This is a genomic window from Shouchella miscanthi (assembly GCF_007725405.1).
Classification (GTDB): domain Bacteria; phylum Bacillota; class Bacilli; order Bacillales; family Bacillaceae_D; genus Shouchella; species Shouchella hunanensis.
Genome location: NZ_CP042163.1, coordinates 1,817,794 through 1,833,412 on the forward strand (window position 1 = coordinate 1,817,794; position 15,619 = coordinate 1,833,412).

General features: G+C 39.7%; 17 protein-coding genes. 13 read left to right on the forward strand and 4 right to left on the reverse strand.

Annotation, left to right across the window (positions count from 1 at the left end):
• Nucleotides 1-15: 15 nt before the first annotated feature.
• Complete coding sequence (locus FPV17_RS09235) at nucleotides 16-684, reverse strand: lysophospholipid acyltransferase family protein (RefSeq protein ID WP_035394100.1); 669 nt, start codon at nucleotides 682-684, stop codon at nucleotides 16-18.
• Nucleotides 681-1,451, reverse strand: coding sequence for a carotenoid biosynthesis protein (locus tag FPV17_RS09240; RefSeq protein ID WP_144560450.1), 771 nt, complete (start codon nucleotides 1,449-1,451; stop codon nucleotides 681-683). The genes FPV17_RS09235 and FPV17_RS09240 overlap by 4 nt, the downstream gene beginning before the upstream one ends.
• A 228-nt stretch (nucleotides 1,452-1,679) precedes the next feature.
• Between FPV17_RS09240 and FPV17_RS09245 the strand changes: the two genes are divergently transcribed.
• The 3 genes from FPV17_RS09245 to FPV17_RS09255 all read left to right on the forward strand — a co-directional run bounded on the left by FPV17_RS09245 (nucleotide 1,680) and on the right by FPV17_RS09255 (nucleotide 4,171).
• Complete coding sequence (locus FPV17_RS09245; RefSeq protein ID WP_035394097.1) at nucleotides 1,680-2,171, forward strand: PTS sugar transporter subunit IIA; 492 nt, start codon at nucleotides 1,680-1,682, stop codon at nucleotides 2,169-2,171.
• A 228-nt stretch (nucleotides 2,172-2,399) separates the two neighbouring features.
• Nucleotides 2,400-2,966 carry a DUF2179 domain-containing protein gene (locus FPV17_RS09250; RefSeq protein WP_035394095.1) on the forward strand — a complete coding sequence of 189 codons (567 nt, stop codon included), beginning with the start codon at nucleotides 2,400-2,402 and terminating at the stop codon, nucleotides 2,964-2,966.
• 83 nt (nucleotides 2,967-3,049) lie between these two features.
• Entirely contained in the window at nucleotides 3,050-4,171 is a 1,122-nt protein-coding gene (locus FPV17_RS09255) for a 2,3-diketo-5-methylthiopentyl-1-phosphate enolase (RefSeq protein WP_144558804.1), read from the forward strand.
• A gap of 22 nt (nucleotides 4,172-4,193) precedes the next feature.
• On the opposite strand, the gene FPV17_RS09260 is transcribed toward FPV17_RS09255, so the two are convergent.
• The gene (locus FPV17_RS09260; RefSeq protein WP_035394093.1) at nucleotides 4,194-5,027 is read right to left on the reverse strand and encodes an undecaprenyl-diphosphate phosphatase; all 834 of its coding nucleotides are present in this window, start codon (nucleotides 5,025-5,027) and stop codon (nucleotides 4,194-4,196) included.
• A gap of 86 nt (nucleotides 5,028-5,113) precedes the next feature.
• Between FPV17_RS09260 and FPV17_RS09265 the strand changes: the two genes are divergently transcribed.
• Nucleotides 5,114-5,635: a TlpA family protein disulfide reductase gene (locus FPV17_RS09265; RefSeq protein ID WP_060705054.1), complete on the forward strand. Its 522-nt coding sequence runs from the start codon at nucleotides 5,114-5,116 to the stop codon at nucleotides 5,633-5,635.
• A 2-nt stretch (nucleotides 5,636-5,637) separates the two neighbouring features.
• Here FPV17_RS09265 and mciZ read toward each other — a convergent pair whose 3' ends face one another.
• On the reverse strand, nucleotides 5,638-5,802 hold the full coding sequence (gene mciZ / locus FPV17_RS21880; protein WP_186370768.1) for a Z-ring formation inhibitor MciZ: 165 nt from the start codon (nucleotides 5,800-5,802) through the stop codon (nucleotides 5,638-5,640).
• 75 nt (nucleotides 5,803-5,877) lie between these two features.
• On the opposite strand from mciZ, the gene FPV17_RS09270 reads away from it, so the two are divergent.
• The 9 genes from FPV17_RS09270 to lhgD all read left to right on the forward strand — a co-directional run bounded on the left by FPV17_RS09270 (nucleotide 5,878) and on the right by lhgD (nucleotide 15,532).
• Nucleotides 5,878-6,411 (forward strand): NUDIX hydrolase, encoded by a 534-nt coding sequence (locus tag FPV17_RS09270; protein WP_144558805.1) that lies wholly within the window; start codon nucleotides 5,878-5,880, stop codon nucleotides 6,409-6,411.
• A gap of 59 nt (nucleotides 6,412-6,470) precedes the next feature.
• Nucleotides 6,471-7,112, forward strand: coding sequence for a stage II sporulation protein M (gene spoIIM / locus FPV17_RS09275; protein ID WP_035394087.1), 642 nt, complete (start codon nucleotides 6,471-6,473; stop codon nucleotides 7,110-7,112).
• Nucleotides 7,113-7,229: 117 nt separating this feature from the next.
• Entirely contained in the window at nucleotides 7,230-7,715 is a 486-nt protein-coding gene (gene fur, locus FPV17_RS09280) for a ferric iron uptake transcriptional regulator (protein ID WP_035394086.1), read from the forward strand.
• A 195-nt stretch (nucleotides 7,716-7,910) separates the two neighbouring features.
• Nucleotides 7,911-8,927 carry a TAXI family TRAP transporter solute-binding subunit gene (locus FPV17_RS09285; RefSeq protein ID WP_035394084.1) on the forward strand — a complete coding sequence of 339 codons (1,017 nt, stop codon included), beginning with the start codon at nucleotides 7,911-7,913 and terminating at the stop codon, nucleotides 8,925-8,927.
• A complete protein-coding gene (locus tag FPV17_RS09290; RefSeq protein WP_144558806.1) occupies nucleotides 8,924-10,888 on the forward strand; it encodes a TRAP transporter permease in 1,965 nt (654 codons plus the stop codon). Before FPV17_RS09285 ends, FPV17_RS09290 begins: the two co-directional genes overlap by 4 nt.
• Nucleotides 10,889-10,905: 17 nt before the next feature.
• Nucleotides 10,906-11,610, forward strand: coding sequence for a FadR/GntR family transcriptional regulator (locus FPV17_RS09295; protein WP_144558807.1), 705 nt, complete (start codon nucleotides 10,906-10,908; stop codon nucleotides 11,608-11,610).
• A gap of 53 nt (nucleotides 11,611-11,663) precedes the next feature.
• Nucleotides 11,664-13,070 (forward strand): FAD-binding oxidoreductase, encoded by a 1,407-nt coding sequence (locus tag FPV17_RS09300; RefSeq protein ID WP_060705130.1) that lies wholly within the window; start codon nucleotides 11,664-11,666, stop codon nucleotides 13,068-13,070.
• Nucleotides 13,063-14,334 (forward strand): (Fe-S)-binding protein, encoded by a 1,272-nt coding sequence (locus FPV17_RS09305; RefSeq protein WP_144558808.1) that lies wholly within the window; start codon nucleotides 13,063-13,065, stop codon nucleotides 14,332-14,334. Before FPV17_RS09300 ends, FPV17_RS09305 begins: the two co-directional genes overlap by 8 nt.
• Nucleotides 14,327-15,532, forward strand: coding sequence for an L-2-hydroxyglutarate dehydrogenase (lhgD, locus tag FPV17_RS09310; protein ID WP_035394079.1), 1,206 nt, complete (start codon nucleotides 14,327-14,329; stop codon nucleotides 15,530-15,532). The genes FPV17_RS09305 and lhgD overlap by 8 nt, the downstream gene beginning before the upstream one ends.
• The last annotated feature ends 87 nt before the right edge of the window (nucleotides 15,533-15,619 follow it).

Consider the following 15,619-nt stretch of genomic DNA (forward strand, 5'->3'; position numbering starts at 1 on the left):
TTTGTTTAAACAATTTTAATGAAGCACTGTATAACGGGAGTAGTCGTTTTGAATAATGGTCTCCCGCTGTTTATCGAGTTGAGTAGTAAGTAGTTTTTCCACTTGTACCGTTTTCTCATGTTTTGAGCCGTGCAAGCTTGTTACGGGATGAGTAGAGCCGATATGAATGAACACGTTAGGCTTACGCTTGTCTGCAAAAACATACGATATGGTGACAGGTAGAATGGATGCTTGTGAAGGTGCGTGTTCACAAAGCCAACCAATTCCATTTGAAAAGTCTAACGGACGTTTTTCCAATGCTTGCTCTTCCCCTTGTGGGAAGAGCCAAACCGCATGACGATTTTGTAATTGCTCCTTTGCATAGTGAAGTGAAGCCATCATTTCTTTAGGTTTTGTAGGGTTTATTGAAAAAGCCCCAAAGTAACGAAAAAATGAGTATGTCTGTAGTCCTTTTTCTGACATCATCATATAGAGGGGTTGCTTGATATAGTTCTTTGTAAGAAGAAGTGCAATCATACCGTCCCACCAACTAGAGTGATTAGCAATAATCAAACTAGGCTGATTGGTAGAGATCCTCTTATCCACGCGCACATAGATGTTTGCGAAAGAGCGTTTTGCCAAAAACACTCGGACATAAAAACGAAAAAGGTCAAGTGCGACTGGTTTTCGCTTTGCTTTAATCATTGACTCCTCCTAAATCGTTTATAAACCCATAATAAAGCACTCATTAACACTAATGTGAGCAGAGGTGCAAATAGGATGTTGTTTATAAATGCAATTACGCTAAACATAGCAATCATTAAGCTATAAAGTAGAACCATCCGGGAGTGCCAATAAGGATGATAGCTCGTTGTGCGCTTTAAATACCGTACACCAAGCCATAACAATGCATGTAACGTTAAAGCGATAAAAAACCAACCGACAAAATTTGAGAAGGGAATACCGTAGTATAAACCATCTCCGTGCCAAACCCAATACTGCTTAACGTTTGCGGCAACAGGATCAAGGATTAAGTCCATAACAACCGCGGCAATTGCGCCAACAATAGCATAGACGACCCATTGAATAACAGGCTGCTTTATTGCAAGAACCATAGGCTTTACTAATGCATGTGTTGTTGCAATCACCATTAGCCAAGCGGTACCTATGGTCAAAGGAATATCTGCTATGTATAATCCGAAATCAGGGTTATAAAAATAATGCCCGAAGAAAAGCCCGTATTGTACACCTAAATACTCAACTAGAATGGTAGAAAATAAAATGAAGAAGCTAAACAAAAGCCCAAAGGTTTTATATTCACGGTAGAAATAAAAACCTCCTAAAGCACCAGCTGCAATTAAAAAAACAGCATTTGCCCATTCTAACCACGATGGAAGCAAATCAAAACCAACTAATAGAACCCCGCAACTATACCAAAGAATAAAAAAACGAAAAATAATACGATCTACAATAGAAATCAACCTCCAAGTTCAATGATGCAATTGGTTTACCTTAGTTTATTCCCAGACCACTAGAATTACAAACGTGAAGCAACTGCTATCCTTGTCTATCTTATGAACGTGCTCATTTGTTTAATGTATTAAAAACCGGGAATAGTATAGATTGACACAACCGCTTAAATCAACGTAAAATACGATTTTATGAGGATATATGCCTCATTGATAAAGGGAGTGGAATCAATGTTAAAGAAATTATTTGGAAAAAAACACGCGGAGCCGGAAACACTTGTAGCCCCAATCAATGGAACTGCTGTTCCGATAGAGGAGGTTCCAGATCCAACGTTTGGTGAAAAAATGATTGGTGATGGTCTAGCCATTCAACCGACAGAAGGCAAAGTGGTTGCACCAATAGCTGGTAAAGTGGTACAAGTCTTCCCAACGAAGCATGCATTTGGAATTGAAACAGATAATGGAGCAGAATTGCTCGTTCACATCGGTCTTGAAACAGTTGCGATGAATGGAGAGGGTTTTACAGCTCATGTTCAAGAAGGCGATAAAGTAAAAGCTGGCGATGTTTTAATTGAATTCGACCTCGAACTTGTCAAAGAAAAAGCTTCAAATACCATTACGCCAATTGTTGTAACAAATCATGACCAATTTACGATTGAAAAAATCGCTGAAGGCAATGTCATTGCAAATGAAACGCCATTTTTAAAATTAACGAAGAAGTAGAAAGGTAAGAGATGGTGTTGCCGTCTCTTACACTTTTTTGTTTTGATCTTTATTTGAAAGTAAAATTGGATCACTTCATTGTACAAAAAGACGTTTTTCCAGCGTGTTGAAACAAAAAAAGTTGTTCACGAAACTTTTTCTAGCGTAATGAGAATGAACCTGTTAAACTACGGAAAGATTCGGTTCATATCGAGTCCAATAGATACTGTTGTATTGGAGTGAAGTGCTTTGCTAGTAACGGCTTTAATAATCTTTTTTGCGCAATTGATCTATGTTCCAATTTTAACATTACGGACAATTATGATGGTCAAAGGATTAAAACACCGCGCTGCTGGAATGGGCATTTTGGAAGGTGCTATATATGTCGTTGCGATCGCTATCATCTTTAATGATTTATCAAATTATTGGAATATGGCTGCATATGCATTAGGCTTTGGTATTGGACTATTCTTAGGAGCTTTAATTGAAGAAAAATTAGCAATCGGCTATGTAAGTATAGAAGTGAATATCCCGGAAAAAAACCAACCTTTAATTGATCGTTTACGAGAACTTGGATTCAGTGTATCGAGTTCATACGTAGAAGGAATGAATTCGAATCGTTGTCAACTTGACTGCACAGCAAGAAGAGACCGTGAAAAGGAATTTATTGAAGTTGTGTCGTCTTATGAGCCTGCTGCATTTATTGTTTCGTTTGAACCACGTAATTTTAAAGGTGGCTATATTACGAAAGCAATGAAACGAAGAAGAGAACGCTATTTAAAACGGAAACAAAAAGCTGAGAATTCAGTTAATTAATCATGGTGAGCATTAAATCTTGACAGTTTGTCTGATTTTCTAGATGATTAGGCTAATCGTTTTGTTAGAGGGAGGATAAGGAATTGGCGCATATAGAGGCAATTTATTACGTTACGGAAGAAAAAGAGCATATTGAATTAAAAGCTGAAAGAATGGCAACTGGCTTAACTGCAAAACCTTGGCAGGAAATGCCTGAATCGGAAAAAGAGCAGAGTCTAGCGTATAAAGGAAAAGTGGTATCGATAAAAGAAGATGCGGCGTATGGTCCAGGTTACCTCGTTACCATATCGTTCCCGGTCGCGTATGAAGTTCCTGATTTCCCTTCCATATTGACGACAACGTACGGAAGGCTTTCATATGAACCAAATGTCAAGTTAATAGACCTCCAATTTTCAGACGATCTTGTGCGATTGTTCCCAGGACCTCGACTTGGAATAGAGGGTATAAGGGATCTAGTTGATGTACATAGTCGGCCATTAGCAATGAGTGTCGCTAAAGGAGCTATTGGTCGTTCAGTTGATTCGTTTCATGAGCAAGTACTTAGTCATTGTTACGGTGGAATTGACATTATTCAAGATGATGAGCGTCTGTTTGAACATGATTGGACACCACTTGAGCAGCGGGTACCGGTTGGGTTAGCGGCGATCGCTGAAGCAGCAGAAAAAACGGGTAGAACGCCTCTTTATGTGGTGAATGTGACAGGTAAGACGTTTGAACTTAAAGAGAGAGTGAAAGAAGCCATTGGACTTGGTGCCCCGGCTATCTTACTAAACGTGTTTGCTTATGGCATTGATGTGCTCCAAGGGTTACGTGAAGATGAAGAAATTGACGTACCAATCTTTGCTCATTCCTCTTTGGCAGGAATGATGATTCGCTCTAAGCAACACGGAATCTCGTCACGACTGTTGTTAGGGAAACTAATGCGAATGGCTGGAGCAGATGCCGTCTTATTTCCATCGCCTTATGGACGTATGGGGATTAATCATGAAGAAGCACAGCACGTAAAAGAACAGTTAACACAAGAATTAACGATGAAACCAACGTTTCCGATTCCATCAGCTGGAATTGATTTTAATACGATTGAAGACGTTAAAAAAGATTTCGGGAAAGAAGTCATTATTAATTTAGGTGGTAGCGTTCATCGATATACAGGCGGTATAGAAGAAGGTGGAAAAGCTTTTATTCAAGCCATTGAATCAAATTAAAAAAGCGGCGTAAGCCGCTTTTTTATATGTCTGTTGTGCCTAATGAATCACGGAAAATAAACACAAGAATCGCTACGATAAAACAGTAGACAGCAAAATAGACAAGTTTACTTTTTCGAACTAAATTAATAAAAAAGACGATCCCAATCCAAGAAGCAACAAATGTAACTAGAAAAGAGAGTCCTAAAGCTGTCACAGTCGTCTGTTCCAATAATTCTCCAGATGTTAAATCACGAATGGCAAGAACCGATGAACCTAAAATAACAGGAATGGAAAGAAGAAATGAAAATCTTACTGCCGTTTCTTTTGACAGACCGGCAAACATTCCAACAATTAGTGTTGTACCTGAACGCGATAAGCCGGGAATTAAGGCGAGACACTGACCAAGACCAACAAAAATCGAATCCCAAATGGTCATTTCTTTCTCTGTCCGGTTTCCTAGTTTTACAAAACGTTCTATAATAATAAGAAATAGACCCGTAATAGCTAATGCAAGGGCAATAAAAATGGGTGCTCGGAAGGTTTCGCCTATGTAGTCTTCAAACAAAATACCGGCAACACCAGTAATACCTGTAGCGACGATAAGGTAAACCGCAAACATAAACATGGAGCGATTTTGGGGCGTCCGGTTTGTGAAAAATGCAAAGAATCCTCTAATAATTTCATAGATATCTTTGCGGTAATAAAGAATAACAGCTAATACAGAAGCTAAATGCAGTAAAATTTCAAAGCTGAGCCCTTCAAATGTCATGTTAAACATGGATTGAACGAGAATAAGATGAGCAGAGCTTGAAATCGGTAAAAATTCCGTTATCCCTTGTACCAGACCTAATATTATTGCCTCTAGTAAAGTCATTTCACGATTCCCTTCTAAATAAAGTAAGCTTGTGCAACACTTGCTTATTTTAGCAGACTTTCTAGAACTCGAAAAGAGGTGTTCGTATGAAACGTAAACGAATCATAACGCTTATGGTGGTATTGCTTGCCATAGCTGCTACAGCGTTTGTTTTCATTGACCGCCATTCAACATCCGGGCCATTACAAAAAGGCGATCGAATGCCCAATATCAGCATGGAGCAATTTGATGAGGAGGTCGTCTCATTGGGAGACTTCCAGAATGATGTTATTGTCCTCAATGTATGGGCATCATGGTGTGAGCCTTGTGTAAGAGAAATGCCTGAATTAATGGCTATCGATGATACAAACGATACAGTTGACGTGGTAACGGTTAATATGCTCACGAAAGAGTATAGAGCATCTGATCCAGTCGACTTTATCGAAGAAATAGGGCTGACATTACCTGTTCTTTTTGATGAAGACGGTGCTTTTATACGTGAAGTGGAGCCTTCTCGTTTGCCCATGACCTACCTTTTAGATTCAAACCTTCATATTCAAGATGTTATAATAGGAGAAGTAACACAAGATTTGTTAATGGAGCGTATTGATACTGCGTTTGCAAACTAATGTTATTTAATTCGTTTGATGACTTTTCTTTTGTGACCATATCCGTGTTCAAGTTGAATCCATTCTTGCACAAATGTATAGTGTAATGCGGCTTTTTTTAGTTCCAATAAAACATCTGTTTTTGAACCAGCTAGATAGACTTGATTAGGTCGAATGTGTTTTTTCAAGACCGATCACCTCCCTATCATTTTAGGAAAACCATAATCTGCTTATACATAGGACATGTTAGGAGAATGCATTTCATGACAACTTTTTTTGAAAAGACGATAAAGAGTGAACCGATTTACAAAGGAAAAATAATTGATGTTTCGATTGCGACGATAGAGCATGAAAACGGGGAACAAGCGAAAAGGGAGCTAGTTAAACACCCTGGTGCTGTAGCGATTATAGCGGTTACAGATGAGAATAAACTTGTGCTCGTTGAACAGTATCGAAAGGCACTTGAGAAACCAATAATTGAAATACCTGCTGGAAAAATTGAAGTGGGGGAAGAGCCGATAAAAACAGCTTACCGTGAATTAAAAGAAGAAACGGGTTACAGCACATCGTCATTAACAGAAATTGCTTCATTTTATACGTCACCAGGTTTTGCAGACGAATTGGTCTATCTTTATGAAGCGTCAAGCTTGGAAGTAGGTGAACAGCAGCTCGATGAAGGAGAATATGTTCATGTTGTGACGAAATCATTAGCTGAATGCGAGGAATTAATAAGAGAGCAGCGAATTCACGATGCGAAAACGATGTATGCGATTCAATACTTAAAGTTAAAAGAATAATAAACAATAGACATAGCCCTCTTTTCTTCTTCATATAGTGAAGAGAGGAGGGACAGGCTATGAAACGAATAGAATTGCTTGAGCAGTTGAAGAATCATATTAAACAAAGGAAATCGGTTTATTTATTTGTTAGTATTTTGTTTTTAATGGGGATTATCTTTGGAGCATTTCTTGTTAATAGCATTAGTCTAACTCAGCGGCATGATTTATTTTTGCATTTAAGCCAGTTTTTTCATGAGATGAATAACGGACATATTGAAGCAACTGCAAATGAATTGTTTATAAATAGTATTGTGCATTATAGTAAATACATTGGTCTTCTTTGGATATTGGGAATTTCAATGATTGGTTTGCCTATTATCTTTATTTTGTTATTCATGAAAGGAATTGTGATTGGATTTACTGTTGGATTTCTAGTTAATCAAATGGGGGCTCAAGGGTTTGTCATTGCGTTCGTTACGGTTTTTCCGCAAAATATTATTTTAATTCCTGTTTTCATTGCTGTTGGCTGTTTAAGCGTTCGTTTCTGTATTCGATTGTTTAAACATACGTTTATGAAAGGAATTCATGAACCGATTTTCCCTCATTTTCTCAGTTATACCGTGACGATTGTTTGCTTATTAGCAGTGACCTTTATTGCGGCACTGTTTGAATCGTATTTGGCGCCATCATTGTTAAAATGGACATTATCATTATTTTAGAATCAATCTAAAATAGTAATTAATATTCATTTTCAATTTATAATAATTATCAATTGACAACAGTTTTCTTCCATTTTATAATAAAGAAACTAGATCGCTTGGACGGAGGAGGCTGTTATGGAAAATCGATTAGAGCGAATTAAGAAGCAATTACATGCTCAAAGCTATAAACTAACGCCCCAGCGGGAAGCGACTGTGATGGTTTTATTGGAGCATGAAGAGGATCATTTGAGTGCTGAGGATGTTTATTTACTTGTAAAAGAAAAAGCACCTGAAATTGGTTTAGCTACCGTTTATCGTACATTAGAATTGTTAACTGAATTAAAAGTAGTTGATAAGATTAACTTTGGAGACGGTGTTTCACGCTTTGATTTACGAAAAGAAGGCGTCAACCACTCCCATCATCACCTTGTTTGCATAGAATGTGGTGCCGTTGATGAAATACAAGAAGACTTGTTAGGTGAAGTGGAGAAGATTGTAGAAAAAGATTTTCACTTTAAAGTAAAAGATCATCGTCTTACCTTTCATGGAATATGCCATCGATGTCATGGACAATCTGCTGTTAAAGAAGAAGCAGATCCATCTTTAGCAGGGAACGTATAACCGCATATATAAGCGGTTTTTCATTTTTATTCAATTGAGAATGATTATTTGTTATGAAAAATTAAAAGGCAGTGACCATCTATCAGTATGGTCGCTGTCTTTTTTTGGTAGTGAAAAAAGTGCTTGATTTTGTATTTTTATAAGTTGTATACTTGCCTTACAACTTTTTTAAGCGCTTTCATAAAGGGGAGATGTATGATGAACAAAAAAGGTCATTTTGGCATGGTACTTGCCACTACAGCGATTTTACTATCGGCCTGTGGAAACGAAGATAATCATTATTATTCAATTGCAACAGCGTCTACTGGTGGAACCTATTACCCAATCGGTGTGGGAATGGGAAATCTTTGGACAGAAGAGTTGATCGATCAGGGGATACGAGCAACAGGACAATCGTCAGCAGGATCGGTTGAAAACATTGATTTGCTGCGAAAAGAAGAAGCGCAATTTGGAATTTTACAAGGGCTTATTGCGGACCAAGCTTATCGAGGTACGGGTATTTATGAAGGAAGTGCTTATGAAGACTTGCGAACCGTGACGATGCTTTGGTCAAATGTCGAACACTTTGTTTTAATGAACAGCAAAATTGAAAGCGGTACCATTTCAGATGTTGAAGGAACCTCTTTCTCAATTGGTCCGCAAGCTAGTGGAACTGAGCAGTCAACGAGAGCATTAATTAATGGGATTGGTTTAAGTGTGGACGATGTATCACCAGATTATCTGGGCTACGATGATACGATATCATCCATGCGAGATGGACGTTTAGATGGTGGCTCTTTACCAGCAGGTGTGCCGGTAACTGCCATTACGGACATGTATGCTAGTGGTGTTCGTGCCACGGTTCTAGATGTGACGGATGAGCAATTGGATTCAATCAATGCACTGTATCCTGTTTTCTTTCGATATGAAATTGATGCAGGCACATATCCACGACAAGAGGAGCCGATCTATACAATCGCACAGTCAAATGTACTAGGAGTTGATAAGCAGCAAGATGCTGATCAAATCTACTTACTAACAAAAATTTTATTTGAAAATTTAGAGACCATGTATGAAGTACATAATTCGGCTCGTGAGATGACCCTTGAAACCGCACTAGTTGGTGTGTCGGTTCCGCTTCATCTTGGAGCTTATCACTATTTTGTTGAACAAGGAATTGACATTCCAGACGAATTGGTACCACCAGAGGCAGAGGAGGGCGAGCAAGGATGACGACGAAAGAAGATATGTTGGATGAAACAACAAGGGAGCAGGCTGGAATTGGTAGGCAATTAAGTGGTTGGCAATATCGTATGATGTCGGTAATCGCTATTTTTTTATCTGCATTTGCTATATATGTAAACAGCTTTATGAATATTCAAGAGATTTATCGAAATATTTTATTCTTACTATTACTCCTTATTCTCGCATTCTTGCTCTATCCTGCGACGAAAAAAAGTTCAAAAAAGCGATTCACATCTTTAGATCTACTGTTAGCAAGTTTAGGAATTATTGGAACTGGTTACTTATTGCTTTTTTATACGACCATTCATGTTGACCGGATGTCTCAAGCGGTGACGCTTGATTATGTATTTGCTATTTTAACCGTTCTATTATTATTGGAAGCAACTAGAAGAACTCTTGGTACGTTTATACCAATATTAGCAGCAGTTGCAATCATTTATGCTGTATTCGGACCCTATTTTCCAGGAATGTTTGGACATGCAGGATTTTCTTTTGAACGACTACTGTATCGCGTTTACATGACGACAGAAGGGGTTTTTGGCATTACATTGTCCATTGCCTCTACGTATATTGTTATTTTCATTTTGTTTGGTGCATTTTTAAGCGTTAGTGGCGCTTCAAAATTATTTAATGATTTAGCGATAGCGGTTGCTGGTCAACGAAGGGGTGGACCTGCGCAAGTGGCTGTTATTTCTAGTGCACTCACAGGCTCATTAAATGGTAGCGCTGTTGCCAACGTAGCCACAACTGGCGCATTTACGATCCCCCTTATGAAACAAGTTGGATTAAAGAAAAATTATGCTGCTGCGGTTGAAGCTACAGCATCGACAGGTGGTATGATGATGCCACCAATCATGGGAGCTGCCGCGTTTATCATGGCTGGATTTCTAGGCGTTCCTTATTCAACGATTGTCTTTGCAGCATTAATCCCAACATTTCTATACTTTGTCGCACTTGTCATTGCGATTGATTTAGAGGCAAAAAAACAAGGATTAAAAGGCATGAGTAAAGAATCGATTCCACAAGTATGGGATGTGTTAAAAGAGCGCGGATTGCTGTTACTACCAATTCTTGTTGTTATTGGAACGTTATTAGCTGGATATACACCATTGTTTGCAGGATTTTCTGGTATTGTTATTGTGATTGTCGCAAGCTGGCTTACAAAAAGTAAAGAAACACGAGTGACATTGAAAAAGGTTAAAACAGCCTTTGTTGATGGTGCAAAGAGTACCATCCAAGTTGGATTAGCTTGTGCGTCGATAGGAATTATTATTGCTGTCGTGACAATGACAGGTCTTGGATCGGCGATAGCGTATAACGTTTTAAATGCCGCTGATGGTGTCTTATGGATTGCACTCGTTCTTGTTATGGCTACATGTATCGTCTTGAGCATGGGACTGCCTTCGACGGCACTTTATATTGTTGTTGCTGTTACAGCTGCACCAGCATTAGTTGAAATTGGTGTGAATCCGATTGCTGCTCATTTCTTTGTATTCTGGTTTGGTGCTTTATCCAACATTACGCCACCAGTTGCACTTGCTTCCTATACGGCAGCTGGAATAGCAGGTGCTGATGCGATGAAGACGTCCTGGACATCTGTAAAATTAGCACTTCCAGGATTTATTATTCCATTTATGATTGCCTATAATCCGGCGATGGTTCTACAAGCGACAGAAGGAAGTTCATTATCAGTTGTTACCGTTATCGTGACGCTTGCAACGTCAGTAATTGGGGTGTTTGCAATTGCTGTTGCGTTGAGTGGATTCTTATCTGTGCCTTTACGTATCTATGAACGAATGATTTTCTTTGTGGGCTCTTTGCTATTAATTACACCAGGTATGACCTCCAATGCTATTGGTTTAGCGGTGCTATTAGCTGTAACTATTTGGCACATCATGCGTTCAAAAAAGGTTCAAGGAACGAATCAAGTAGTACCACCTATTTCATAGACAGAAAGGTGAGTTAAATGAGTGGACTTATTGAGCGAAAAAAAGTGTCGCTGCAAGTTTTAGACTATTTAAAAGAAATGATTCAGCAGGAACCTTACGTAAATGGTGAGAAGCTTCCATCTGAAATGGAATTGGCAGAGCGGTTTCAAGTTAGTCGAGCGCCAATACGAGAGGCTTTAACGGTGTTAACGGCAATGGACGTTATTGAGTCAAAACAAGGTGGCGGCAGATGGGTTAAAGATCACACATTAATGTCAATGATGGAACACATAAAACTTGGAATGGTTTCCATTGATGAAGTGCACAGCTTACTTGAAATGCGTCATATTATTGAGACGGAAGCAGCTGCACTTGCCGCGATTCGAGCTACACCTGATGAGGTTCTCACCTTAGAGCGAGCACTAATCGCTTTCTCTGAAACGGTTATTTCAAAGGAGACGATCGGGAACGAAGCTGATTCTCATTTTCATTTCATTCTTGTAAAAGCAGCAAAAAACCCATTTTTAACGGCAACGTTAGAAAATATGAAAGAGCTTCTTGACCATGCCATTGAGTTCTCGCTACGGCTTAACATGGGGAAAGTAGAGAAACGAAGAAACGTGTATGAAGAACACAAAGCAATCTATGAAGCTATTGCGGCAAAAGATGCCCAAGCGGCTCGAGAAGCCATGAATACACACCTCGTCAATGTAAGAAAGAAATTAGGAGATCCACGTATTTAACAAGGGGGAGAGGAACCATGCCGATAAAGAAAGAAACACAGAAAAAAAAAGACATGCGTTTTCTGCAAGAACTTGAACAGCGAATATCCATTGATACAAAGCGAATCTTGACCTCACCAGCAGATTGTGCGAGTTATGGCTACGATGCTTCTTTTGGTGCCTATATTCCTGATCTCGTTATTCAACCACAGTCAAAAGAAGAAGTCGTAGAGATTATGAAGTTAGCAAACGAGCACCGGGTCCCTGTTTACCCACGAGGACAAGGAACAAGTTTAAGTGGCGGACCGCTACCAGTGCATGGTGGGATTGTGCTGGACTGTTCGCAATGGCGGGATAAACTTGTTATCGAGCCAGATGATATGATTGCAATTGTGTCACCAGGCGTGCTAACAGCTGCCATTAATGACAAAGCAAGCGAGTACGGATTTATGTATCCACCTGATCCAAGTAGTGCACATGTTTCAACGATTGGTGGTAACTTAGCAGAAAATGCCGGTGGTCCTAGAGGCTTAAAATATGGCGTGACAAAAGACTATGTGCTTGGTTTAGAAGTTGTAACACCAGAGGGAAAGGTTGTAAAAACTGGAGGGCGAACGGTGAAAAATGTGACGGGCTATGATGTAACCAAGTTAATTGTTGGTTCTGAGGGGACGCTAGCCATTATTACAGAAGCCACCTTGAAATTAGTACCGAAGCCAAAAGCGAGTAAGACATTGTTGGCACTATTTGAAGATATTGTCGATGCAGGAAAAGCCATCTCCGCTTTACTGAAAAATGGGATTGTCCCGGCGAAATTGGAATTAATGGATCAAGCGTCTATTGCTGCTGTAGAAGCATATGAATCAATTGGCTTACCAACTGACGTTGATGCGTTATTACTAATTGAATTAGACGGTCACCCTGCGGCGATAGAAGAGGAGATTTTAGAAGTAGAACAGTGGTGCTTAGAGATGAACGCTCGAGAAGTGACTGTAGCACAAACAAATGAAGCGGCGGCTGAACTATGGAAAGCAAGAAAGTTAGTTTCTCCTGCCATTGTAAGGCTAAAGCCAACGAAAATTTCTGAAGATGCGACAGTACCTCGAAGTAAAATACCAGACATGTTTGCTGCTTTGAAAGAAATTAGAGAGACGTATCAGATTGATTTAGTTGTGTTTGGCCATGCTGGAGACGGGAATTTACATCCAAACATTATTGCAGATGTTCGAGATCAAGAAGAAATGAAACGGGTGGAACAAGCAGTTGCTGCAATCTTTGAAGCTGCTGTGAATCTTGGGGGGACGCTTTCAGGAGAGCATGGCATTGGCACAATGAAAGCACCGTTTATGGAGATGGAAGTAGGGAAAGATGGACTCGATTTAATGAAGCGAATTAAACAAAGCTGGGATCCAAATAACATCTTAAATCCTGGAAAGATCTTTCCTGAGAAAGATCAAAAGTTGGTGTTATCAAATGGCTAAGCTTGCTTATGAGGAAACCTTTGATTGTGTACAATGCGGCTATTGTTTGCCAGCTTGTCCGACGTATCAGACGATGGAAAAAGAAACACACTCTCCTCGTGGTCGCATCAATCTCGTGAAAATGGCAGCAGAAGGAAAGATTAGTACTGATGAGCTAAAAGAGCCGATTGATCTTTGCTTAGGCTGTCGCGCCTGTGAGACCGCTTGTCCAACTAATGTACAATACGGTCGTATTCTTGAATCGGCTAAAGAAGTATTAGCCGAATCTTATCCATCATCTCTTACCCAAAGAATGGTGGAAAAGACGGTCTTTAAAGGCTTGCTGCCATCAACTCAAATGCTACGTGTGATCGAGTTTGGCTTACAAGCCTATCAAAAGTCGGGTGTGCAAACATTAGTACAAAAAAGTGGAATCTTACCGAAGTTACTACCACAGGGAATGGCTGAATTTGAAGCAATGATGCCTACCATTAAAAGACGTAAGCAGAAGAAACCGTTAACTGCTCCATCGACTAGCTATAGAGTAGCTTATTTTACAGGCTGTTTAATGGATACGATGTTTGGCAGCATTAACGAGCAAGCCATTGCTTTACTAGAACGAGTCGGTTGTGACGTTCACGTGATTCCTAGTCAAAGCTGTTGTGGTGCTTTACAGCACCATGCTGGGGACATTGGAACAGCCAAAATGTTAGCAAAAAAGAACATCGCCGCGTTTGAAGAAGAGCACTATGATTATATCGTTTCCAGTATTGGCGGATGTGGCGCAATGCTCATGGAGTATGGCGAATTGCTGCGACACGAGAGCGACTGGCATAAACGAGCGGAGCAATTTGCACGTAAACATGTTGACGTTTCCATTATATTAGAGAAAAATGGCCTACCTTTTAGTGGGGAAATGAACAAAACAGCGGTTTATCAGCCTTCTTGTCATATGACTCATGTTCAAAAAAACACCGCTGCGCCACTAGCGCTCATCCAATCGATTCCAGGGTTAACTTACGTGGAAGTGGATAAGCAAGAGATGTGCTGTGGTTCTGCAGGCATATACAATTTGCTTCATTATGAAGAAGCAACGGCTATCGTAGATAAGAAAATGCCTCATGTTCAAAAGGCCAAGCCTGATTTACTCATTACAACCAATCCAGGTTGTCATTTACAAATGAAGCTTGGTGTTCAACGGGCCGGTTTAGCTGAAAAAATTGAAGTGAAGCATCTAGTCGAAGTCTTGGCAGAGGTAACGGAAGGGGTAAGGAAAGATGTTTGATTACAGTATTATTGGTGGCGGAATTGTAGGTCTCTCTGTCGCCTATGCCCTACAACAAAAACAACCCGAAGCGCGCATTCAAATTATTGAAAAAGAAAGCGAAGTAGCTTGTCATCAAACAGGGAACAATAGTGGCGTTATTCACTCGGGTATTTATTACAAACCAGGTAGTTTTAAAGCGCGTTTTGCAAAAGCAGGCAGCGAATCGATGCGTAAGTTTTGTTTAGAGCATGATCTAGCGATTGATATTTGTGGAAAAGTTATTGTTGCAACGGAAGAAAAAGAACTTGAACATCTTCATGCACTTTATCAAAGAGGGCTTGACAATGGTCTCCATGTTCAACTGTTAACAAAAGAAGAGTTAGTTGACATTGAACCTCATGTAAACGGCATAGCAGGAATTCGCGTACCGACTGCCGGCATCGTTAATTACAAACAAGTGTCAGAAACGTTAGCGACACTGTTTATACGAGCAGGGGGTACACTAACCCTTGCTGAAGAGGTTCGATCCATCAAGGAGCATCACGATCAAGTGATTGTTCAAACAGATCAGAAAACGTACTATACTCAATACGTCATTAATTGTGCAGGGTTACATAGTGATCGAATTGCCAATTTAGCTGGCTACCATTTAGACATGAAAATCATTCCGTTTCGTGGAGAATATTATAAATTGAAGCCAGAAAAACGGTATTTAGTGAACCATTTGATTTACCCAGTGCCTGATCCAAACTTTCCTTTTTTAGGCGTACATTTCACTCGTATGATAAATGGAGAAGTAGATGCAGGACCCAATGCTGTCCTATCATTTAAGCGAGAAGGTTATAAGAAAACCGATTTAAATGTAAAAGATTTAGCAGAGACATTAGGTTATAGAGGGTTCTGGAAAATAGCGAGTAAATACATGCAAAAAGGGATGGAAGAAATGCGTCGTTCCTATAGTAAGAAATTATTTGTAGCAAGCCTCCAAAAACTCATTCCGGCTGTGAAAGAAGACGACTTGATACCAGCTTCTAGTGGAGTACGTGCTCAAGGGTTAACGGTGAATGGAGAACTTGTGGATGATTTTCATATTGTTACAGGGAAGAGGAGTTTACACGTCTGTAATGCGCCTTCTCCAGCAGCGACTGCTGCACTAGAAATTGGGAAAGAAGTGAGCAAACGAATGGAGCGACTGGCACAAGTAAAAGTTCTTTAGGGTGCACGAGTAGAAGAGTGGAGGAGATAATGACGAAAAAGCCTACTAAATAGGCTTTTTCGCTGTGCACATTTTTGAAGAAAATCA